13 protein-coding genes are annotated in these 15,728 nt (G+C 29.0%); 9 read left to right on the top strand and 4 right to left on the bottom strand.

All coding sequences use genetic code 11. The features are described from left to right. Positions 1-23: 23 nt before the first annotated feature. The 3 genes from L2Z92_RS16695 (at position 24) to L2Z92_RS16685 (ending at position 3,054) form a co-directional block, all read left to right on the top strand. The gene (locus L2Z92_RS16695; protein WP_236455661.1) at positions 24-887 is read left to right on the top strand and encodes a bestrophin family protein; all 864 of its coding nucleotides are present in this window, start codon (positions 24-26) and stop codon (positions 885-887) included. Positions 888-897: 10 nt separating this feature from the next. Beyond that, positions 898-2,010: a DUF695 domain-containing protein gene (locus tag L2Z92_RS16690; protein WP_236455660.1), complete on the top strand. Its 1,113-nt coding sequence runs from the start codon at positions 898-900 to the stop codon at positions 2,008-2,010. A 120-nt stretch (positions 2,011-2,130) separates the two neighbouring features. Continuing rightward, a complete protein-coding gene (locus L2Z92_RS16685; RefSeq protein WP_236455659.1) occupies positions 2,131-3,054 on the top strand; it encodes an AraC family transcriptional regulator in 924 nt (307 codons plus the stop codon). Here L2Z92_RS16685 and L2Z92_RS16680 read toward each other — a convergent pair. Both L2Z92_RS16680 and L2Z92_RS16675 read right to left on the bottom strand, forming a co-directional pair. Next, positions 3,051-3,437 carry a DUF779 domain-containing protein gene (locus tag L2Z92_RS16680; RefSeq protein WP_236455658.1) on the bottom strand — a complete coding sequence of 129 codons (387 nt, stop codon included), beginning with the start codon at positions 3,435-3,437 and terminating at the stop codon, positions 3,051-3,053. The genes L2Z92_RS16685 and L2Z92_RS16680 overlap by 4 nt on opposite strands. Before the next feature lie 51 nt (positions 3,438-3,488). Continuing rightward, positions 3,489-4,994, bottom strand: coding sequence for an aldehyde dehydrogenase family protein (locus L2Z92_RS16675; RefSeq protein WP_236455657.1), 1,506 nt, complete (start codon positions 4,992-4,994; stop codon positions 3,489-3,491). A 246-nt stretch (positions 4,995-5,240) separates the two neighbouring features. On the opposite strand from L2Z92_RS16675, the gene pheT reads away from it, so the two are divergent. Next, positions 5,241-7,670, top strand: a complete 2,430-nt coding sequence (gene pheT, locus L2Z92_RS16670) for a phenylalanine--tRNA ligase subunit beta (protein WP_236455656.1) — start codon at positions 5,241-5,243, stop codon at positions 7,668-7,670. Positions 7,671-7,973: 303 nt separating this feature from the next. On the opposite strand, the gene L2Z92_RS16665 is transcribed toward pheT, so the two are convergent. Together L2Z92_RS16665 and L2Z92_RS16660 are read right to left on the bottom strand one after the other, a co-directional pair. After that, positions 7,974-9,926, bottom strand: a complete 1,953-nt coding sequence (locus L2Z92_RS16665; protein ID WP_236455655.1) for a DUF7619 domain-containing protein — start codon at positions 9,924-9,926, stop codon at positions 7,974-7,976. A 263-nt stretch (positions 9,927-10,189) separates the two neighbouring features. Then, complete coding sequence (locus L2Z92_RS16660) at positions 10,190-12,220, bottom strand: DUF7619 domain-containing protein (protein ID WP_236455654.1); 2,031 nt, start codon at positions 12,218-12,220, stop codon at positions 10,190-10,192. Between the two features lie 131 nt (positions 12,221-12,351). On the opposite strand from L2Z92_RS16660, the gene L2Z92_RS16655 reads away from it, so the two are divergent. From L2Z92_RS16655 to L2Z92_RS16635, 5 genes are read left to right on the top strand one after another with little or no spacing between them, the layout of a single operon-like run. After that, the gene (locus tag L2Z92_RS16655) at positions 12,352-13,101 is read left to right on the top strand and encodes a Rossmann-like and DUF2520 domain-containing protein (protein WP_236455653.1); all 750 of its coding nucleotides are present in this window, start codon (positions 12,352-12,354) and stop codon (positions 13,099-13,101) included. Next, a complete protein-coding gene (locus L2Z92_RS16650) occupies positions 13,094-13,621 on the top strand; it encodes a KdsC family phosphatase (protein WP_236455651.1) in 528 nt (175 codons plus the stop codon). Before L2Z92_RS16655 ends, L2Z92_RS16650 begins: the two co-directional genes overlap by 8 nt. Positions 13,622-13,681: 60 nt before the next feature. Then, the gene (locus tag L2Z92_RS16645; RefSeq protein ID WP_236455649.1) at positions 13,682-14,623 is read left to right on the top strand and encodes a geranylgeranylglycerol-phosphate geranylgeranyltransferase; all 942 of its coding nucleotides are present in this window, start codon (positions 13,682-13,684) and stop codon (positions 14,621-14,623) included. Next, entirely contained in the window at positions 14,616-15,197 is a 582-nt protein-coding gene (locus L2Z92_RS16640) for a Maf family nucleotide pyrophosphatase (RefSeq protein WP_236455647.1), read from the top strand. The genes L2Z92_RS16645 and L2Z92_RS16640 overlap by 8 nt, the downstream gene beginning before the upstream one ends. Beyond that, positions 15,190-15,726 carry a mechanosensitive ion channel family protein gene (locus L2Z92_RS16635; RefSeq protein ID WP_236455645.1) on the top strand — a complete coding sequence of 179 codons (537 nt, stop codon included), beginning with the start codon at positions 15,190-15,192 and terminating at the stop codon, positions 15,724-15,726. Before L2Z92_RS16640 ends, L2Z92_RS16635 begins: the two co-directional genes overlap by 8 nt. Positions 15,727-15,728 lie beyond the last annotated feature (2 nt).

Here is a 15,728-nt window from a genome sequence, read left to right as displayed (position 1 = left end):
TAAATTCTAATTTCTAAATTCATATGGTTCAATACAACCCAAAAGACTGGATTACTTTTATTTTTCGTTTTCATAAATCGGATACCTTTCGTCAATTAATTCCAATGATGATAACCATTGGTCTTTTCTCTTATGGAGTAGCCTATTTAGAAATTGAATATTGGAAATTAGCACAAACCAGTCATGTAAAAAACATAACGATTATGCATGGAATGCTAGGTTTTGTCATTTCATTACTACTTGTTTTCAGAACCAATACAGCCTATGATCGTTGGTGGGAAGGAAGAAAACATTGGGGAGCATTGGTAAATAACAGTAGAAATTTAGCCATAAAACTATCAGCAATATTAAAAGAGGAACACGATAAAAAGTTTTTTAAAAGAGTAATACCAGCTTATGCTTCAATCTTACAAAAACATCTAAGAGATGAAGAAACTGCTAAGATGCTTTTCGATGATTTAGATTTAGAAATAGATCATCACAAACATCGTCCTAATCAAATTGCAAAAATGCTATTTCAAAAAATACACGATTTGCATGTATCTGGAAAGATATCAGGAGACCAACTAATCATCATTAATAACGAAGTACAATCATTTACAGATATTTGTGGAGCTTGTGAAAGAATAAAAAACACACCTATACCCTACTCTTACAGTGCCTTCATTAAAAAGTTTATCTTTTTTTATATAATGACTTTACCTTTTGGCTACGTATTCAACTTAGGTTATTATGTAATTCCGATAGTAGTATTTACATTCTATGTTTTAGCTAGTTTAGAGCTTATTGCTGAAGAAATTGAAGATCCATTTGGTAATGATGCTAACGATTTACCAACGGAAAAGCTTGCCAGCAATATTAAAAAACACGTCGAAGAAATCCTGTAAAAAGAAGGTTATGAGTTTATTTAAAAAAATATTTGGAAAAAATACGAAGCAAACAGAATTTCAGATAAATAACAATGAAGATTTTTGGAATTGGTTCATGCAAAATGAAAGAAAATTTCATGAAATAGTTAAAAGCGGAAAAAATATTGAAGACCTCTTTTTCGCAAACTTATCTAAGAAGCTAAATGAATTGAAAGAAGGTTATTTTTTCTTAACAGGCATGTATGATCAAGATACTGTAGAGTTAATAATTACTGCCGATGGAAATATTAAAAATATAGTTTATGCAGAAGAGTTGATAAATGCAGCTCCAATTGTAGATGGTTGGAAATTTACTGCTTCTAAACCTGCTAATACACGAGAATCTTTTGGTATTAACATGAACAATTATACGTTTGATACAGATAATATTAAATTTTTTAGTATCATAAATGAGGCGTTTCCAGATGAAATAAATATTACATTAATCCATAACGACTATAAAATAGAAGATAAAGAACAAATTGATTTAGGTTGTTATATATTTATAGACAATTACTTAGGCGAATTAAATGCAGTCTCAATAATAGACAAAATGAATATAATAGGTCCAAATGAAACAACTGAAGAATTAATTTCAATAACTAAATTAAAAAGTTATTTAATTTGGCGCGAAAAAGAGTTTGTAGAAAAATATGAATCTACAAAACACAGCACCGAAAACGATACCTTCACAGTATTAGAGTCAACAACTTCAAATGGAAACCCTTTTATTGCAATTATAAATACCGATTTATTAAAATGGGAAGAAAAAGCTTCTCATCAATGGTTTGTTTGTGTAAATATAAAATATGACGGAACGCAAAATAATGGTTTTCCTAATAATGAAACGATTCAACTCCTAAATGAGTTTGAAGATCAATTAGACAATCAATTAAAATTTGGTGGTGGAAATTTAAATTTAGGAAGAGAATCTTCTGAAGGTATTCGAACAATATTTTATGCCTGTAAAGATTTTAGAGTTCCATCTAAAGTACTCACAGAATTGATAAAAAAACATGAAGATAGTTTAGCATTAAGTTTTGAAATTTATAAGGACAAATATTGGTCTACACTAAATTATTATATGGATCATATTAATTAATAATTTTTGAAGTTTTAAACTGTAACTTCTCTAATTTTAAAGCATTATTTTATATTAAACGTAATTTTTTAATGATTACTAACAATTTTTCATTAAATTAGTTCAAATAAAACTGCTTTCATGTCGATTAGAAATTTACTTGATACACCAAAACTGACTAATGAAAAATCTTTAAAAACATTAGTAGAGAATAGAACTATTTTTTCATTAGAACATTGCGAATTAAACATTTTTGAAACCTATCAAAAATCGGATTTAGTTCCTTTAAAATTTAATGATTTAGTAGTGACAAGCATGTTAAGAGGTAAAAAAATAATGCATTTACTTGATGATCCTCAATTTGAATATTTACCTGGTGAAACGGTAATTGTACCTTCAAACGTTGAAATGAAAATAGATTTCCCTGAAGCATCAAAAGCGACACCTACACAATGTATTGCATTGGCGATAGATAGTAAAGTAATTACAGACACTCTTACTTTTTTAAATGAAAGATATCCTAAAGAAGGGAATAATAATCATTGGAAATTGGACTATGAAAACTATTTCTTTTATAATAATATAGAATTAACAAATACTATTAATAAGTTAATTAAAGAATGTATGGGCACATCTATTACAAAAGATGCGCTTGCCGATTTAACGTTACAAGAATTAATAATACGAATTATTCAAACCCAAACGGTTAAACGATTTGATGATATAAAAGTTATTGATATTGATAGTCCAATAATGGCTAGTATTCAATATGTAAAAAACAACATTCATAATCCTATACAAATGAAAGAGTTAAGCAATGAAGCTTGTATGAGTACAGCATCATTCTATAGAAATTTCAAAAGAGAATTAGGAATGAGTCCAATTGAATATATATTAAATGAAAAAATAAAATTTGCGAAAAAATTATTAAGTAACCCAAAAATTCAAATTAATGAAGTTTCCTATGCTACTGGTTTTGAAGATTGTAATTACTTTATTCGCTTGTTCAAAAAGCATGAAGGAGTAACTCCAAAACAATACCAATTAATGCATTTTTCAAATTAATCATAGCTACTAAAACGCACAGGTTCTAAATCATTTAATTCATCATCATTAAAAATTCGATATTTTAGAATAAATGTTTTATTAAAAGGAGTTTCTAAAGAAAAACCACCAGCTCCAATTCCGTTCATAACATCCAAAGTAAAATGAGCATGTTTCCAGTATTCAAATAAATCTTTATCTACCCAAAAATCAAAACCATTTATTTGTCCAATACAAACGTCTCCAGACCTTGTAAACAAAGTACCTTTTTCAAAACATTGCGGTTGCGTTCCTTCACAACAACCTCCAGACAGATAAAACATTAAATCTCCGAATCTATTTTCTAAAGTTTGAATAAGTTCAAGAGCATTTGCTGTAACATCTAATCTTTTAATTTTTCCCATAAACTATTATATTAATAATTAAGCCCAATTTTTACATTGGGCCAAATTCTGCTAAAAAAAACCTAACTTGTTTTTATCGTAAGAGATCAACATATTTTTAGTTTGTCGGTAATGATCAAGCATCATTTTATGGTTCTCTCTTCCAACACCCGATTGCTTATAGCCCCCAAATGGTGCACCTGCTGGATAAGAATGGTATTGATTTACCCAAACTCTACCTGCTTTAATTCCTCTAGGCACTTGATATAGTTCATGTGCATCGCGTGTCCAAACACCAGCACCCAAACCATATATTGAATCATTGGCAATTTCTAAAGCTTCTTCTGTGGTTTTAAAAGTTGTTACTGCTAAAACAGGACCGAAGATTTCTTCTTGAAAAATTCTCATTTTATTGTGTCCTTTAAATACTGTTGGCTGAATATAATAGCCATCTCTTAAATCACCCTCTAAAATATTTTCATTACCACCAATTAACAACTCTGCTCCTTCTTCTTTTCCTAGTTTTAGATAGGACATAATTTTATCTTTTTGCACCTTAGAGGCTTGCGCACCCATCATAACTGTTGAATCTAAAGGATTTCCAATTTTTATAGCTGCAATTCGTTCTAAAACACGTGCGATAAATTTATCATAGATATCTTCATGAATTAATAATCGAGACGGACAAGTACAAACTTCTCCTTGGTTTAAGCAATATAAAACAGCACCTTCAATAGCTTTATCCAAAAAGGCATCATCATGATCCATCACAGATGGAAAAAATACATTTGGAGATTTTCCACCCAATTCAAGCGTTACAGGAATAATATTTTCGGTTGCATACTGCATTACTAAACGCCCAGTAGCTGTTGAACCTGTAAAAGCAGCTTTGGCAACTTTAGGATTTGTGACTAAAGCTCTTCCAAGCTCTGCTCCAAAACCATTAACAACATTTAAAACACCTGCTGGTAACAAATCCCCTATTAATTCCATTAAAACTAATATTGAAATTGGAGTGTTCTCAGCGGGTTTTAAAACAACACAATTACCTGCAGCTAAAGCAGGAGCTAATTTCCAAACTGCCATTAAAATTGGGAAGTTCCATGGAATAATTTGGGCTACAACCCCAATTGGCTCATTAACCACAAGAGAAACGGTGTTTTCATCAAGTTCGCTTAAAGAACCTTCTTCTGCCCTGATAACACCTGCAAAATATCTAAAATGATCTATAGCAAGTGGTAAATCGGCGGCTAGTGTTTCTCTAACTGCTTTTCCGTTATCTACAGTTTCAACAGCAGCTAAATAACTCAAATTATCTTCCATAACCTGAGCTATTTTAAGTAACAAATTACTTCTTTCAGTTGCCGAAACACGACTCCAAGTTTTAAAAGCTTCACTAGCGGCATCAACTGCAAGAGTCAAGTCTTCTTTAGACGAATGTGCAGCTTTCGTAAAAACTTTACCATCTATGGGAGAATAAACATCAAAATATTGTCCCGAAATAGGTGCAATAAATTTTCCTCCAATATAATTACCATACTTTTCTTTAAATTTTGGTCTTTCAATTATAGTATTCATCTGTATCTATTTTTTTATTATTTCAAATTTAATTTCTATTAACAACTATCAATAGCACATTCTATTCATTTTATAGCATAAAATTGATATTTTGATAATTTTAACATTAAAATTTTGTAAAAACAATAATATAAGCACCTTATAATTATTAAAGAACCAATGGATAAGAAAAAACATTTTACTTAAAATATATTTTAAACTAAAAGCTACAATACCTATATTTGCTACTTTAAAATTCGATACAAAATGCGTATTTCATACAATTGGTTAAAGCAGTTTATTAAAATAGACTGGAATTCAGAAGACACTGCTTCATTACTTACAGATTTAGGATTAGAAGTTGAAGGTGTAGATAAATATGAAAGTTTAAAAGGAGGTCTTGAAGGAATTGTTGTTGGACATGTACTTACTTGTGAAAAACATCCTGATGCAGATAAATTGAAAATTACCACTGTAGACTTAGGAGACGGAAAAGAGCCAGTACAAATTGTTTGTGGTGCTCCAAACGTTGCTGCAGGACAAAAAGTACCAGTTGCTACAATTGGAACGAAACTATATGATAAAGAAGGAAAATCTTTCGAAATAAAAAAGGGAAAGATTAGAGGACAAGAAAGTCACGGAATGATATGTGCTGAAGATGAATTAGGAATTGGAGAAAGTCATGATGGAATTATGATTCTTGATACTACTTTAAAGCCTGGAACTTTAGCAAAAGATGTCTTCAACATCGAAGTAGATGAAGTATTTGAAATAGGTTTAACACCTAATCGTGCCGATGCTATGAGCCATTTTGGAGTAGCTAGAGATTTAAAAGCTGGATTAGTATTAAAAGATAAAATATTAGAATTAATTACACCATCGGTAAGTAATTTTAGAGTAGATAAAAGAACTTTAAAAATTGATGTTTCTGTAGAAGATGAAAAATTAGCGCCACGTTATTGTGGTGTAACCATTTCAGATATTACAGTAAAACCTTCACCAGGTTGGTTACAAAATAGACTCAAAGCAATTGGTTTAACTCCAAAGAATAATATTGTAGATGTTACAAACTATGTACTACATGAATTAGGTCAGCCATTACATGCTTTCGATGCTAACAAAATTAAAGGTAATAAAGTTGTCGTTAAAACTATAGAAGCTGGAACAAAATTTACAACCTTAGATGATGTTGAAAGAACATTGGATGCGGATGATTTAATGATTTGCCATGCAGATGGACCAATGTGTATTGCAGGTGTATTTGGAGGGAAAGATTCTGGTGTTTCAGAGAATACAACTGCTATTTTCTTAGAAAGTGCCTATTTTAATCCTGTTTCTGTTAGAAAAACAGCAAAAAGACATGCTTTAAACACTGATGCTTCTTTTAGATTTGAAAGAGGAATAGATCCTTCGATTACTGCTTATGCTTTAAAAAGAGCGGCTTTATTAATTCAAGAAGTAGCTGGTGGAGAAATTACATCAGATATTGTGGATATTTATCCTAAAAAAATAGAAGATTTTCAAGTTTTTATAAATTTTGAAAAAATAACTAAAGTAATTGGTGAAGAACTTCCTAAAGAAACCATCAAGAAAATTTTAGTTTCCTTAGACATTAAAGTAACCAATGTAACAGAATCTGGTTTAGGATTAATGATTCCTTCATACAGAGTTGATGTGCAAAGAGAAATTGATGTAATAGAAGAAATTTTAAGAGTTTACGGTTATAATAATATTCAATTTACAGAAAAATTAAACGCTACTATTTCTAATTCTTCAAGAACAGAAGAATATAAAGTACAAAACATAATTTCAGATCAATTATGTGCTGTTGGTTTCAACGAAATGATGGCAAACTCTTTAACAACACCTGATTATGTGAAATTATCAGAAAATTTAAAGGAAGAGTTTAATGTTGTAATGTTAAACCCATTAAGTAATGATTTATCGACCATGCGTCAATCTATGTTATTTTCTGGTTTAGAATCTATTTCATTTAATATTAACAGAAAACGAAGCGATTTAAAGTTATACGAATTTGGAAAGACCTATCACAACTTGCCTTCAGGATACGAAGAGAATAAACATTTAACACTATTCGCAACAGGAAACAGAACAGAAGAAAGTTGGGCACAAACACAACAAAAATCTGATTTTTTCTTATTTAAAGGCTATATAAACTCTATACTATCTCGTATTGGTTTAGATACTAAACTTTCTAGCTTACCCATTGAAAACGATGTTTTCGCTGAAGGAATTAGTTTAGCTGTTGGAAAAGAAACAATTGTTGAGTTTGGTACAGTTAAAAAATCTATCTTAAAACATTTCGATATTAAGCAAGATGTTTTATATGCAGATATTGATTGGGGAAAAATTCAAAAGTATATTTCTAATAAAATGAAGTTTACTGATATTCCTAAATATCCAGAAGTTAGAAGAGATTTAGCACTTTTATTAGACCAAAGCACTTCATTTGAAGAGGTTTTCAAAATTGCAAAACAAACGGAGAAAAAACTATTAAAAAACATCAATTTATTCGATGTTTATGAAGGGAAAAATTTACCAGAAGGTAAAAAATCATATGCAGTTAGTTTCACTATTCAAGATGAAAACAAAACTTTGAACGATAAAGAAATTGAAAAAATAATGAGTAAATTGTTAACTAATTTTGAAAAACAATTAGGAGCAACTCTTAGATAATATTCAATGCAATACCAACAAAAGCCCTGTTTAGAATTTTTTCTAAATGGGGCTTTTCATTTTTAGAATATAATTCGTTGGTTACAATTTGTTTTTGATATACGTTTCTTCGAATACGAAGCGCAACGAGAAACTTTATCCTGTTTTTACTCTACAAAAACACTAAAACTAGCATCTTTTTCATTAATTACATCAAAGGGGTTAAATATAGAGATTTGCTTATAAAACAAATATCCCGTTTAGAAATTTCCAAACGGGATATATTATTTTAAGAAAGTGTTTTTAACAGCTAGTACGAACTAATTATTCTTTAATAAATTTAGTATTCGTAGTTCCATTTTCAGTTTGTATTTTAACAAAGTAATTTCCTTTCGTTAATCTAGAAACATCTATAGTATTTGTATCATTAGTAACTGAAATTACTAATTGACCAACAATATTATAAATTTCGATTGATGTAACTTCTATGTTTACTTTCGAATCTAAACTTATAGTGTTTTTCGCAGGATTTGGATATAAAGTAAAATAATTACTAAATTCAAAACTTTCCGATTTTAAAGCTTCAATAGTTGTAGTATACTTGTTTGTATTCACTGGAAAGTTAAAATCAAAATAAATATCTGCCTCATTAGAGAATGTTTCCCCAACTCCTAAATCAGATCTTGTTTTTATTTTAAAAGAAATATAACCGTCATTAGAAGTATCATTATAATCTAAATCAATATTTTCAAAAATGAATTCTACATTATCGTTTTCAATTGAAGTATAATAATCATGACTTGCATCTAAAGGAACTAAAGTAGAAATGTCAAATTTTTGTGCATCAATTAAATCTTTAACTACAACATTTTCTGCAGCAAATGTTCCCATATTTTCAAAACGAATCATATAATGAACATACTTCCCAACCACTTCAGGAGAAACAGTCTCACCTTCTAAACATGTTATATCATTTGGGTCATAAGAACCAACAACCGTTTGATCTAATGTAAATGTATTATTATTTGGAGTTTCGTCTACATTGTTAGACGTAATAACAGCTGTATAACTCAATTCATCATCAATATTAACTGAAGGAATAGCAGATGGAGAGTTTACTTTCAAAACAATTGTTATTTCTCTTGTTTCAAAAGGCTGTAAGTCAGAATAACTCCATTCATAACCATTTGTAGATTGATTACCATAACTTGGCAATGAAGAATCAAAAGTTGTTACTGTATTGTTGTGTGTAAAACTTATGTTTCCACTTTCAACTTCTGTACCTCTATTTCTAAATACAATTTTATATCGTGCTTCAAAACCTGGTCTTGCAGCATCCAAAGGTAAAACATATACTTCAACATCAGAATGAATACCGTTTGCAGTTACACAGAAGTCTTTCATTACTGGACTAGACATTGTTGGAAAATCAACAAGGATCTGGTTAGGAGTAATTGTAAAATATGAAGGATTTTCTAAAGTTGGAGTGATAGTATAAGAACCTTCATCAACAGAAATTGCATAATTACCTGATTGATTCGCTATAAAGTTACCTGATTCATTTCCGTTAGAAATTGAAAAATTTAAGTTTGAAAAATTTATATCTGAAACATCACAACCATCATTGTTTGAATCAAATTTAATGTTTCCTGTTATTTGATAAAATTGTCCACCTGGAGTGAAATTACAATAACTATTTACATTACAATTTGTATACCCGAATTGATTTAAACGATCTTGAATCCAAGTAATATCTTCTTGATTAGCACAAATATATTCTAAGTTTGGAGTGTTTTCTAATTGTAATTCAATCCAACTTGGATTATTATTTTTTAAATTTAAATAAGATAATTGTGTTTGAGAACAGTTTATTTTCTTAATGTTTACCAAGTTTGAAAAATCTAAAGAAGAAATTGGATTATATCTACAATCTAAAGTAACTAATTTTAATAAAGTAGTAATTTCTAAATTTGTAATTTGATTTCTCAAACAGTTTAATTCTTTCAAACTAATAAAACTTTCAATTCCTGTTAAATCAGAAATATCAGCATTTGAAACATTTAAATAAGTAACTTCTTCTGCTTCAAAAATTTGAATTTTACCATCATTATTAGAATCAATTTTAAACCATTCGCCAGATAAATTTTTTGCAACAGTATTATTCTCGTTTGCTGCTAATAATCTAGTCTTAAAATTTGTATCAGATAAATTTACGTTTTGACCTTGTAAAAACAATCCTGATAATAAAACAATAAATAAAAAGTATAATTTTCTCATATGTAAATATTTGGGACTGCAAATGTATATTAAATTATGTGTAAAAAAACACCTTCAATATTCACTTTCATTAAAGAAAAGTCATAAAATGTAAATTTTCATTGCGAAAAAAATATTTAATTAACTATAAAAATATTTTTAAAATAATTAGTAGAAAATTTTTCTGTTAACAGTTAAAAAAAAAGAGTTTTTTAAAGCAAAAATCCCAATTCGATGAAAAATTGGGATTTAAATAAATTTTAACATTTTTTATAAGAAAAGAATTACTCCTTTATAAATTTTGTATTTGAAATACCTTGTTCTGTATTCACTTTTATGAAATAATTACCTGATTTTAAGCTAGAAACGTCTACCGAAGTAGTACTATTAGGAACAGAAATTACAATTTGTCCTAACATATTATAAATTTCAACCGATTGAATTTCTAAATTCTCTTTTGAATTGAAATGTAAAACATCTTGCACAGGGTTTGGATATAACGTAAATTTTGAATTAAAATCGAAGTCTTGTATACTTAAAGCTTGAATCGTAGTTGTATAAGTATTCGTTGTAATTGGAAAGTTATAATCGAAATAGATATTAGCATCATTAGAAAAAGTATCACCAAGCACTAAAGTCGATTTTGTTTTAATTTTGAAAGCCACATAACCATCATTTGTAGCGTCATTGAAGTCTAAATTGATGTTTTCAAAGATAAATTCTACTTTATTATCCTTAATCCTAGTATAAAACTCATGACTTCCTTTTAATGGGATTAAAGTAGCTAAATCAAATTTAGACACATCAATCATGTCTTTTACCACAACATTTTCAGCAGGATACGTTCCTGTATTTTCAAAACGAATTAAATAATGAACGTACTCGCCTATCATATCTGGACCAACAGTTTCTCCTTCTAAACATGTTTTATCATTAGGGTCATATGAACCAACAACGGTTTGTTTAATCGCAGAAGTATTATCATAAAGTACTTCATCAGTAACCATTGGAGTAATTTGTGCAGTAAAATTCAATTGATCACCATTATTAACTGCTGGAGTTTCCATTGGTGAATTCACATTGAAAACCACTTCAATTTCTCTAGTTTCAAAAAGCTCTAAATTAGCATAATTCCAAGTGAATGTATCTGTACCTTGACTATCAAAAACTGGGTTGGCTGATACATAATCTAAAACAGCATTATTATAAGTAAAAGTAATCGCTCCGTTTTCAACTTGATTTCCTTTATTTCTGTAGATTATTTTATATTTAGCATCAAAGCCAGGTCTAGCAGGAACTAGTGATAAAACAATTACTTCCACATCGTGATTAATACCATTTGCAGTAACACAAAAATCTTGAGTAAAAGGACTTGTTTGTGTTGGAAAATCTACTGTAATATTGGTTGGAGAAATAGTGAAATAGTTTGGGTTTTCTAGATTTGGAGTTATGGTATGAGAACCTGCTTGAACTGGAATATAATAATTCCCTGATTGATTTGTGATATAAACACCAACTAAATTATTAGAAACAGTTTGATTAAATTTTAAATTTGAATAATTATAATCTAAATTATCACACCCATTATTATTAGAATCGAATTTTGAATTCCCTGTTATTTCATAAAAAGTACCTCCAGGAGTGAAAGAACAATAAGAATTTACATTGCAGTTTAATATCCCATTTTGAGTAGTAAGAAGTTCTAATTGATTTACTTGATCATCATCACAACAAATATAACTCAAATTAGGGTTATCCATAATTGAAATTGAAGTTTCAATTGATCCATTTTTTAAAAATAAACTCTCTAGCTCATTTCCCCAACAATATATTTTTTTCAATTTTTTTGAATTATTTAAATTTAAAGTAGTTAACTCATTTGAATCACAATATAATTCCTCTAAACTAATAAGATCAGAAGCATCAAATGTAATTAATTGATTAGCTATACATGTGATTTTTTTTAAATTTATTAATCCATTTAAGCTCATTGATGCAATATGACTATTCGTACAATTTAACTCAATTAAATTATTCAATCCATCTAAATTTAATGTTATTATTGAATTTCCTGCACAATTAAGGAATGTTAAATTTATAAATTCATTAATACCCGTTAAATTAGTAATATTTTGATCACTCACATTCAGATAAGTAACTTGATGAGCTTCCGATACCTGAATATTTCCATCATTATTAGTATCAATACCTAAAGTGGTTAACTTCGCTTTAAAATTCGCATCAGGAATATTAACAATCTGCCCTTGTATATGCAATCCGAACAAAACAAATAGTAAAAAATATATTCTTTTCATAGTATAAATTTAAAAGTGCAAAATTACTACAAATAGAACGATTAAGCACTTATAAATCCTATAATTAACAATAACAAAATATTGCATTCCTGCAACTATTTACTTTTCTAAAAAAATAGTATTTTAGCCTCATGATTAAAGTTGTAATTATTGGTAGCGGTAATGTTGCCCAACACCTATTAAAAGTAATGCTTAATACAGAAGAAGTAACTATCGTCCAGGTTTTTGCTCGTTCTAAAGAAAGCATTTCTCATTTAATTGTTGAAAACCAAATTACTTCAACTTATAACGATATTAAAGAAGCAGATGTCTATATTATTTCGGTTTCTGATAATGCCATTGCAGAAGTTGCAAGTAATTTACCTTTTAAAAATCGTTTAGTGGTGCATACATCTGGTACTTCTGAACTTTCCGTTTTAGACAATAAGAATAGAAAAGGTGTTTTTTATCCTTTGCAAACGTTTAGTAGGTCTAAAGCTGTAGATTTTTCAACTATTCCCATTTGTTTAGAAACTGAAAATGAAAGAGATTATGCCATTTTGAAAGCATTGGCCGACCTAATTTCTAAAAAAGCATATGCCATTTCATCCGAACAACGAAAAAGTTTGCATGTTGCTGCCGTTTTTGTGTGTAATTTTGTCAATCATTTGTATCAAATTGGCAATGAAATTTGTAATGAAAACAAAGTGCCTTTTGAAATCTTGCAACCTTTAATTATAGAAACAGCTAACAAAATAACACAACTGTCTCCAAAAGAAGCACAAACTGGACCTGCTTTGAGAAACGATACTAAAACCATAGAAAAACACATGGATTTTCTACAGGAATCAAACTATAAAGAACTCTATAAATTATTAACTCAATCGATACAAAATGTCTAAAAGCTATAAAGAATTAATGAACGAAATTACCACATTCATCCTCGATGTTGATGGTGTACTTACCGACGGAACTATTCAGGTTACTCAAACAGGTGAAATGCTTCGAAATATGAACATTCGCGATGGTTATGCCATGAAAGCAGCTGTAGAAAACGGTTATACCGTTTGTATTATTTCTGGTGGAAGTAATGAAGGGGTTCGTGTTCGTTTGCGTAATTTAGGAATTACTGATATTCATTTAGGCGTTTCGGATAAAGTGGAAACATTCAAAGAATTTATTGACATCTACACTATTAAACCCGAACAAGTGTTATATATGGGTGACGATATTCCGGATTATCATGTAATGAAATTGGTAGGGTTACCAACTTGTCCACAAAATGCGGCTCCAGAAATTAAAAATTTAAGCAAGTATATTTCCCATATTAACGGAGGAAATGGTTGCGTTCGTGATGTGATTGAACAAGTAATGAAAGTACAAGGAAAATGGATGGAACATTTTGATGCTAAATATGATTAATTTTAAGTTGTCATTTTTTTAACTTATCATTATTTACTCATAATTAATTACTAAAAAAATATGAAATACCTAAAACTAATACGTTTTCAAAACCTACTAATGCTTGCTTTTATGCAAGTACTTTTTCGTTATACCTATTTAAAATCGGCTACACTTACCAATTTAACCCCAACAGGTAATTTTTTATCGCTATCAAACTTTCAATTTGCATTGTTAGTGCTTTCGACTGTTTGTATTGCTGCTGCTGGTTATGTTATCAATAATATCATGGATCAAGATAATGATGAAATTGCTAAGCCAAAAGATAGAATTATAGGCAAATCGGTTTCGGAAAGTATGGGCTATAATATTTATGTAGCTCTAAACTTAATAGGTGTCGGAATTGGTTTTTACCTTTCTAATGTTGTTGGAAAAAAAGGACTTTTTACCATCTTTATTTTCGTTGCAGCATTATTATATGTGTATTCAACCTACTTAAAAAGGGTTGTAATAATTAGTAATATAACTGTTGCTTTCATACTATCTTTCAGTATCATTATATTAGGTGTTTTCGATTTATTCCCTGCAACTTATGAAGGAAACACAGCGCAAATGAAACAAGCTTTTGGGGTATTATTTGATTATGCAGTTTTTGCTTTTATAATCAACTTTTTAAGAGAAGTTATTAAAGATATTGAAGATACCGATGGCGATTATGCATCTGGAATTCAAACTTTACCCGTACTTTTAGGAAAAGAGAGAACTGCAAGAATAATTAGTTTATTAACTTTAGTTCCAATTTTATTATTGCTCTATTATATAAACACTAATTTATTAGACTATAACTATATATTATATTATGGACTACTTTTCATTGTTGGTCCACTACTCTACTTCATGATTAAATTATGGAGTGCAAAAACAAAGCATGATTACAAACATTTAAGTTTAGTTTTAAAAATTGTTCTTTTCTTTGGAATACTTTCAATTGCTGTAATTACTTATTCAATCAAAAATGCTTAAAGAAAAATTAAACAAATACACTATTATTTTAGCTTCTGGTTCACCTAGGAGACAACAGTTTTTTAAAGAAATGGATGTTGATTTCACTATTCAATTAAAAGAAATTGAAGAAATTTATCCAAAAAACTTAAAATCTGAAGAGATAACAAACTATTTATCAGAATTAAAGGCAAGTGCTTTTGAAAACCTTACGAAAAATGATCTTTTAATTACAAGTGACACCATTGTTTGGCATGAAGAAAAAGCTCTAGGTAAACCAAAAGATTACGAAGATGCTTTTAAAATGTTATCTTCTATGTCTGGAAAAACACACCAAGTAATAACCTCAGTTTCATTCAAAACTAGTGAAAAAATTGAAACAATACATGAGGTAACGAAAGTAACTTTCAAAGAATTAGCAACTTCTGAAATTAACTATTATTTAGACAATTACAAACCATTTGATAAAGCTGGTTCTTATGGAATACAAGAATGGATTGGTTTAATTGCAATTACAAAAATTGAAGGTTCATATAGTAATGTTGTTGGTCTTCCTGTTGAAAAAGTATATACAAAATTACTTTCTTATGCTTAAATATTTAGAAAACCCTTATCTACAAGAAGAAATATTTACTTTCATAGTCATTTGTGTACTTCTATTTTTAAGAGTTTTTGCATCAGAAATAATAAAAAAATCTGCGAAACTAAACGAGTCATTAGAACACAGAACAAACCTTGTTATAAAATATGTAAATATACTCCTAGGATTATTAGCAATTTTTACGATTATTATTATTTGGGGTGTAAAAAAAGAGCAAATTTTCCTATTCATTTCTTCCGTTTTCGCTGTTATTGGTGTTGCAGCCTTTGCGCAATGGTCATTATTAAGTAATATAACTGCTGGAATAATTCTATTTTTCTCCTATCCTTTTAAAATTGGAGATAAAATAAAAATTATGGACAAAGACTTTCCACTTGAAGGAGAAATACAAGACATAAAAGCTTTTTACATTATATTAAAAAAAACTGATAACGAACTAGTTACTTATCCTAATAATTTATTAATGCAAAAAGGAATTCTGATTATCAAATCTACTTTTGAAGATAAAGAATTTACAGATTAAAA

The organism is Flavobacterium jumunjinense, from assembly GCF_021650975.2.
GTDB classification, from domain to species: Bacteria; Bacteroidota; Bacteroidia; order Flavobacteriales; family Flavobacteriaceae; genus Flavobacterium; species Flavobacterium jumunjinense.
The sequence above is the reverse complement of the archived record's forward strand: the minus strand, read 5'-3'. Positions and strand labels throughout refer to the sequence as shown.

Bases quoted from the DNA above. Each gene is read 5' to 3' on its own strand.
- L2Z92_RS16695 (WP_236455661.1), top strand. From the start codon at position 24: ATGGTTCAATACAACCCAAAAGACTGGATTACTTTTATTTTTCGTTTT.
- L2Z92_RS16690 (WP_236455660.1), top strand. From the start codon at position 898: ATGAGTTTATTTAAAAAAATATTTGGAAAAAATACGAAGCAAACAGAA.
- pheT (WP_236455656.1), top strand. From the start codon at position 5,241: ATGCGTATTTCATACAATTGGTTAAAGCAGTTTATTAAAATAGACTGG.
- L2Z92_RS16665 (WP_236455655.1), bottom strand. From the start codon at position 9,926: ATGAGAAAATTATACTTTTTATTTATTGTTTTATTATCAGGATTGTTT.
- L2Z92_RS16635 (WP_236455645.1), top strand. From the start codon at position 15,190: ATGCTTAAATATTTAGAAAACCCTTATCTACAAGAAGAAATATTTACT.
- L2Z92_RS16640 (WP_236455647.1), top strand. From the start codon at position 14,616: ATGCTTAAAGAAAAATTAAACAAATACACTATTATTTTAGCTTCTGGT.
- L2Z92_RS16650 (WP_236455651.1), top strand. From the start codon at position 13,094: ATGTCTAAAAGCTATAAAGAATTAATGAACGAAATTACCACATTCATC.
- L2Z92_RS16675 (WP_236455657.1), bottom strand. From the start codon at position 4,994: ATGAATACTATAATTGAAAGACCAAAATTTAAAGAAAAGTATGGTAAT.
- L2Z92_RS16655 (WP_236455653.1), top strand. From the start codon at position 12,352: ATGATTAAAGTTGTAATTATTGGTAGCGGTAATGTTGCCCAACACCTA.
- L2Z92_RS16645 (WP_236455649.1), top strand. From the start codon at position 13,682: ATGAAATACCTAAAACTAATACGTTTTCAAAACCTACTAATGCTTGCT.
- L2Z92_RS16660 (WP_236455654.1), bottom strand. From the start codon at position 12,220: ATGAAAAGAATATATTTTTTACTATTTGTTTTGTTCGGATTGCATATA.
- L2Z92_RS16685 (WP_236455659.1), top strand. From the start codon at position 2,131: ATGTCGATTAGAAATTTACTTGATACACCAAAACTGACTAATGAAAAA.
- L2Z92_RS16680 (WP_236455658.1), bottom strand. From the start codon at position 3,437: ATGGGAAAAATTAAAAGATTAGATGTTACAGCAAATGCTCTTGAACTT.